The organism is Halochromatium sp. (genome assembly GCF_054919635.1).
Genome location: NZ_JBUDPI010000281.1, coordinates 1 through 4,966, shown reverse-complemented (window position 1 = coordinate 4,966; position 4,966 = coordinate 1). Strand labels below are relative to the sequence as shown.

Sequence of the window (4,966 nt, the reverse complement as noted above, 5' to 3'; positions counted from 1 at the left end):
CAGCAGATAAGGGCGCTGCCACATCGACAGTATCCGCGCCCGCAGCCGCTGAGCCAGCATCCTCGGCATCCCAGGACTCAGCGGACAGCGCTCCATCGCGGGAGCTCGTCTTCTACAACTGGACGGCCTATGTCGATCAGGATGTGGTCGAGGCGTTTGAAGCGGCCTACAACGTCCGTGTCGTGCAGCGCTACTTCCAGTCCGCCGATGAGCGAGACGCGCTCTTGGTCCAGAATGATGGCAGTGGCTTCGACGTGCTGGTGGTGACCGCCGGTGACTTGCCGCCCTACCTTCAGCGTGGATGGCTGCAGCCCTTGGACAAGTCCGCGATTCCGAATCTGGTGCATGCGGACCGGCGATGGATCGATGGCTATTTCGGTGTCGAGGACTATGCAGTCCCTTACCTGTGGGGAACCACGGGGCTGGTTTGGCGCTCCGACCTCATCGAGGAGCCGATTCAAAGCTGGCGGCAGTTCTATGAGCCAGAGGAGGCCTGGAAGGGACACCTGATGGTCCTCAACCAGTATCGCATCGCCTTTGGGATGGCACTGAAGATGCTCGGTCATTCCTTCAATCCCGATGATCCCGCGGCGGTTGATGAGGCGGTGCAGGTCTTGCGGGCCCAGGAGCCATTCGTGCAGAGCTACGGCTATTTCAAGACCGATGCCGATTCCGGCATCGTCTCGGGCGACACCTGGATGGGCCAAACCTGGAGCGGCGATGCCTTGCTCCTGATGGAGCGCAATCCGGCGATTCGCTACGTCGTGCCGGAAGAGGGTGGTGAGCTGATGATCGACTATCTGGTGGTGCCGGCTAAGGCTGCCGAGCCGGCGCTGGCTCATGCCTTCATCAACTGGCTGCAGGAGCCCGCCAATGCGGCGGCCTGTGCTCAAACCCTGCGCTTTGCGACCGCCAATCGAGCGGCTGAGGCCTTGCTACCGCAGGCATTTCGCGACAATCCCGTGATCTATCCGCCGACTGAGGTGTTAGAGCGCAGTGAGGTGCAGACGACGGTTGATCCAGGGATTCAGCGCAAGATGATCTCCGCCTGGTCGCAGCTGATCAATTGATGTCGCGGTTTCCGCCGACCCGGTCTTAGGAGCTGCGTATCCAATGGCGCTGCGCGCCAAACTGCTGTTGTTCTTGCTGCCGCTCGTGGTCGGCCCCCTGCTCGGGCTGGGCTGGCTTGCCTACACGCAGCTGCGCAGTGATGCCGAAGCCAACCTGTTGCGCGAGATGGACATCCTGCTGGAGCAAGTCGCGCTGAGCGAGCAGACACAGCGCCGCACTGCGTTGGCCAATCTTGAGCTGTTCGTCAGCTCGAATCTGGTCGAGCGTTTTGTCTTTGCGCCGGAGCATGAGCAGCTGAATTTCCTGTTGCTGCCACTGCTCAACCTGTTTGCAAGCTATCACGATGCCTACGGCCAGTACGACGAGATCCAGCTACTGGATGCGCAAGGCGAGACCTTGGCCAGCTATCGGTCTGATGACCGGCTCGATGCCGCGCCCCTGCTTGGGCTTGACGATCATCTGAAGACGCTGACTGCCAGTGATGATCCCGCCGCCGCGGGCTATCTGCGAGACCTCGACGGCAATGCGATTTTGCTGGTCGCGCGCAAGCTGGTCCTAGTCGACCCGGTATTCGAGGACAACAGCTTCGCCCAGCCATCGATGCGCGGTTACCTGGTGATGCTCGTGACCCCGCAGCGTCTGGAACAGCAGGCGCGCGAGAGTGCCTTTGGTGAAGCTGGGCGCATCCTGTTCGTTGATGCGACAGGGCGGCGCCTGTTCCCTGAGGCCCACCAACCCGGGTTGCGCCAGCTCGACGCCGACGATACGCAACAGTTGCGCGAGTCGGCAGCGAATGCCGAGGTCGAGAAGATCGATCTGCTTGGTGAGCCAGAGTTGGCCAAGGCGCGCGAACTGACACCCGGCTTGCTGTTGAGTGCCGTGATTCCGGAGGCCGAGCTGCTCGAGGCGGGCGCCGATCTCGGCTTGATGGTGGTCATCGTCAGTGTTGGCGCGCTGATGCTTGCCACTGGCCTGCTGCTAGCCGTGGTGAATCTGCTGGTGGTGCGCCCGGTACGTCAGCTCGAGCAGGGCGCCGCTGCCATAGGCTCCGGCGAGCTTCAGGTGCGCCTGCCACAGCGTGGGCGTGATGAGCTGGCGAGCCTCGCGGCAGCGTTCAATCGCATGGCTGCGAACCTTGAGCGATCGCAAGCGGAGAAAGACAAGGCGCAGCAAGAGGCGCTGGCCAACAAGCAGTTGGCGATCGACAATTTGCGTAAGTCCGATCAGCTCAAGGACGAGTTTCTCGCCAATACCTCCCATGAATTGCGCACACCGTTGCACGGCATCATCGGCCTGGCGGAGAGTCTGCGAGCGGGCATCGCCGGCCCATTGCCGGCGGCCGCGGATGAGAGCCTATTGGCCATCATGACCGCTGGTCGTCGGCTCTCGACCTTGGTCAACGATATCCTCGATTTCTCCCGCTTGCGCCATCGCGACCTGCGGCTGACGCTGGTGCCGGTCGATCTGCATGACGCCTGTGAGGTGGTGCGGGAGCTGGTCAGCAGCCTTGCCGAGAGCAAAGGGATCGAGCTGATCAACAATGTGCCGGCCGATCTCCCGCCGGCCTGGGCCGATGAGAATCGGCTCCAGCAGATCCTGAATAATCTCGTCGGCAACGGCATCAAGTTCACCGAGCAAGGTTCGGTGCGCGTCTGTGCGGCAGCGGACGAGGACGGGCTGATCTGCGTGAGCGTTTGTGATACGGGTCCAGGTATCCCGCCCGATCAGCATGAGATGGTCTTCGAGTCGTTCGAGCAAGGTGACGGCAGCACTAACCGGACCTATGGCGGCACAGGGCTGGGGCTCGCGGTGACGCGCTCGCTGGTCCAGGCGCTCGGCGGCGCGATCTGGCTGGAGTCACGACCGGGGGCAGGTGCCTGCTTCCACTTCACGCTGCCCCAGGCCAGCGCTGATCAGCGTGCTGATGCGCGCGCCGAGGCGGAGGCGGTGCCAGCCCAGATGATCGATCGGCTAACAGCCCCCCAGCTGAGCCCCCAGCCGAGTCCGATCGCCAAGCAAGCAAGCGGTGACTCCAACGAGCTTGCTGAGCAAGCCGACGACGAGGCCATCGAGGCCCTACGAGGCGACGGCCAACGCTTGTTGGTGGTCGACGATGACCCGGTGAATCTGCACCTGCTGCGCAATCAATTGAATCTCCAGGGCTATCGAGTGGAGACCGCGCCTGATGGCCACAGTGCCCTGGCGCGGATTGAGCACCTGGATGCACAAGAGAGCCTTGTGGTCCTGCTGGATGTGATGATGCCGCGGATGAGCGGGTTCGAGCTGTGCCGGCTGTTGCGCCAGCGCTTCGACGCCAATGAGCTCCCCATCCTGTTCATGACGGCTCGCACCCAGGAGCGCGATGTGCTGCAGGGATTTATTGCTGGCGGTAACGACTATCTGCCGAAGCCGTTTCTGCGCGGTGAGCTGATTGCGCGGGTGCACACGCATGCGACGCTGGTCCAGCGCACGCGCGCGTTACAAACGTTGACAACGGAGCTGGAGCAGCGGGTGGCGGAGCGCACAGAGGCGCTGGAGCAGGCCAATGAGGAGCTTGCGCGCATGGCGCGGCTCGACGGCCTGACGCAGGTCTACAACCGCCGCTATCTCGATCAGGCGCTGCAGAAAGAATGGCGCCGGGAGCAACGCGAGCAGCGGCCTGTCGCGGCCTTGATGATCGACCTCGATTTCTTCAAGCAGTACAACGACATCTACGGGCATCAAGAGGGCGATCGCTGCCTGCAGCGCTTGGCCCAGCTGTTACGCGAGCAGGCCCGCCGCGGGGGCGATCTGGTGGCCCGCTACGGTGGCGAGGAGTTCTGCGTCATCGCGCAAGGTGATGTCGAGGGGGCGCGCACCTTGGCCGAGCAGATCCGCCAGGGGATCGTCGCGCTTGCGATCCCGCACCGCGGATCATCGATCGCCGACCATGTCACAGCGAGCATCGGTGTGGCAGCGATGGTCCCCACCGCTGAGAACAGCCCCGAGCAGCTCATCGGACAAGCCGATGAGGCGCTCTACAGCTCTAAGCGCCAGGGCCGCAACCGTGTCTCGGTGGCGTCCTAGCGGGTCCAGCCGCCGTCGCAGCCGCCGCTTGATCTGCACCGCAACCGCGTGTCGGTGGCCGCCTAATGGGCTCAGCGATCCATACTCCGGCCTCGGTTCAAGGCTGAGATCACCGCCTTCAGCGAGGCACTGACGGTATCGCGGTCGATCGCGACGCCAGCGACCGGCTGGCCATGGCGCTGGAGCTGGACATAGGCCGCGGCTTCCGCATCGGTGCCGGCGCCGATGGCGTGCTCGCGGTAGTCGAGCACATCGATGCGCTGGCCAAAGGCCTGGCTCCAGGCGTTGGCGAAGGCGGCGATGGCGCCATCACCCTCGCCGCTGATCCGATGCTCCTGCCCGTCGGCGATCACGGTTGCCTCGATCCGGTCATGCCCGTTGCGGCTGAGACGGTAGCTGCCAAGCCGGTGCGGTGCCTGATCACAGATGAATTGCGCCTCGAATAGCTGCTTGATCTGCACCGCGTCGATGATCCCGCCCTGCTCCTCGCTGACATGTTGCACCACCGGTGCCAGCTCCACCAGGGCCCACCGCGGCAACTGCAGTCCATAGTCGCGCTCGAGCACGAAGGCGATGCCGCCCTTGCCGGACTGACTGTTGACCCGGATGACCGCCTCATAGCTTCGGCCGATGTCCTGCGGATCGATCGGCAGATAGGCAACCTGCCAGGGCAATGCCCGGTTATGCTCGGCGCGCTGATGCCGGAGCGACTTGTTGATCGCGTCCTGATGGCTGCCGGAGAAGGCGGTGTAGACCAGCTCGCCGACCCAGGGATGACGCGGATGGCAAGCGATGCCGGTGCATTCCTCGACAGTGGTGATGATCCGAT

At 63.6% G+C, this 4,966-nt stretch carries 3 protein-coding genes; 2 read left to right on the top strand and 1 reads right to left on the bottom strand.

What is annotated here, in order from left to right; translation table 11 throughout:
- Both ACY693_RS14815 and ACY693_RS14810 read left to right on the top strand, forming a co-directional pair.
- The coding region (locus tag ACY693_RS14815; protein ID WP_462322585.1) for a polyamine ABC transporter substrate-binding protein at positions 1-1,070 on the top strand (1,070 nt) is incomplete at its 5' end.
- Positions 1,071-1,113: 43 nt separating this feature from the next.
- Positions 1,114-4,137, top strand: coding sequence for a diguanylate cyclase (locus tag ACY693_RS14810; RefSeq protein WP_462322584.1), 3,024 nt, complete (start codon positions 1,114-1,116; stop codon positions 4,135-4,137).
- A 71-nt stretch (positions 4,138-4,208) separates the two neighbouring features.
- Here the strand turns inward: ACY693_RS14810 and ACY693_RS14805 are convergent.
- Positions 4,209-4,966: alpha-isopropylmalate synthase regulatory domain-containing protein (locus tag ACY693_RS14805; protein ID WP_462322583.1), on the bottom strand; the 758-nt coding region annotated here is incomplete at its 5' end.

Coding starts and splice junctions, on each gene's coding strand:
- ACY693_RS14810 (WP_462322584.1), top strand. CDS start 1,114: ATGGCGCTGCGCGCCAAACTGCTGTTGTTCTTGCTGCCGCTCGTGGTC.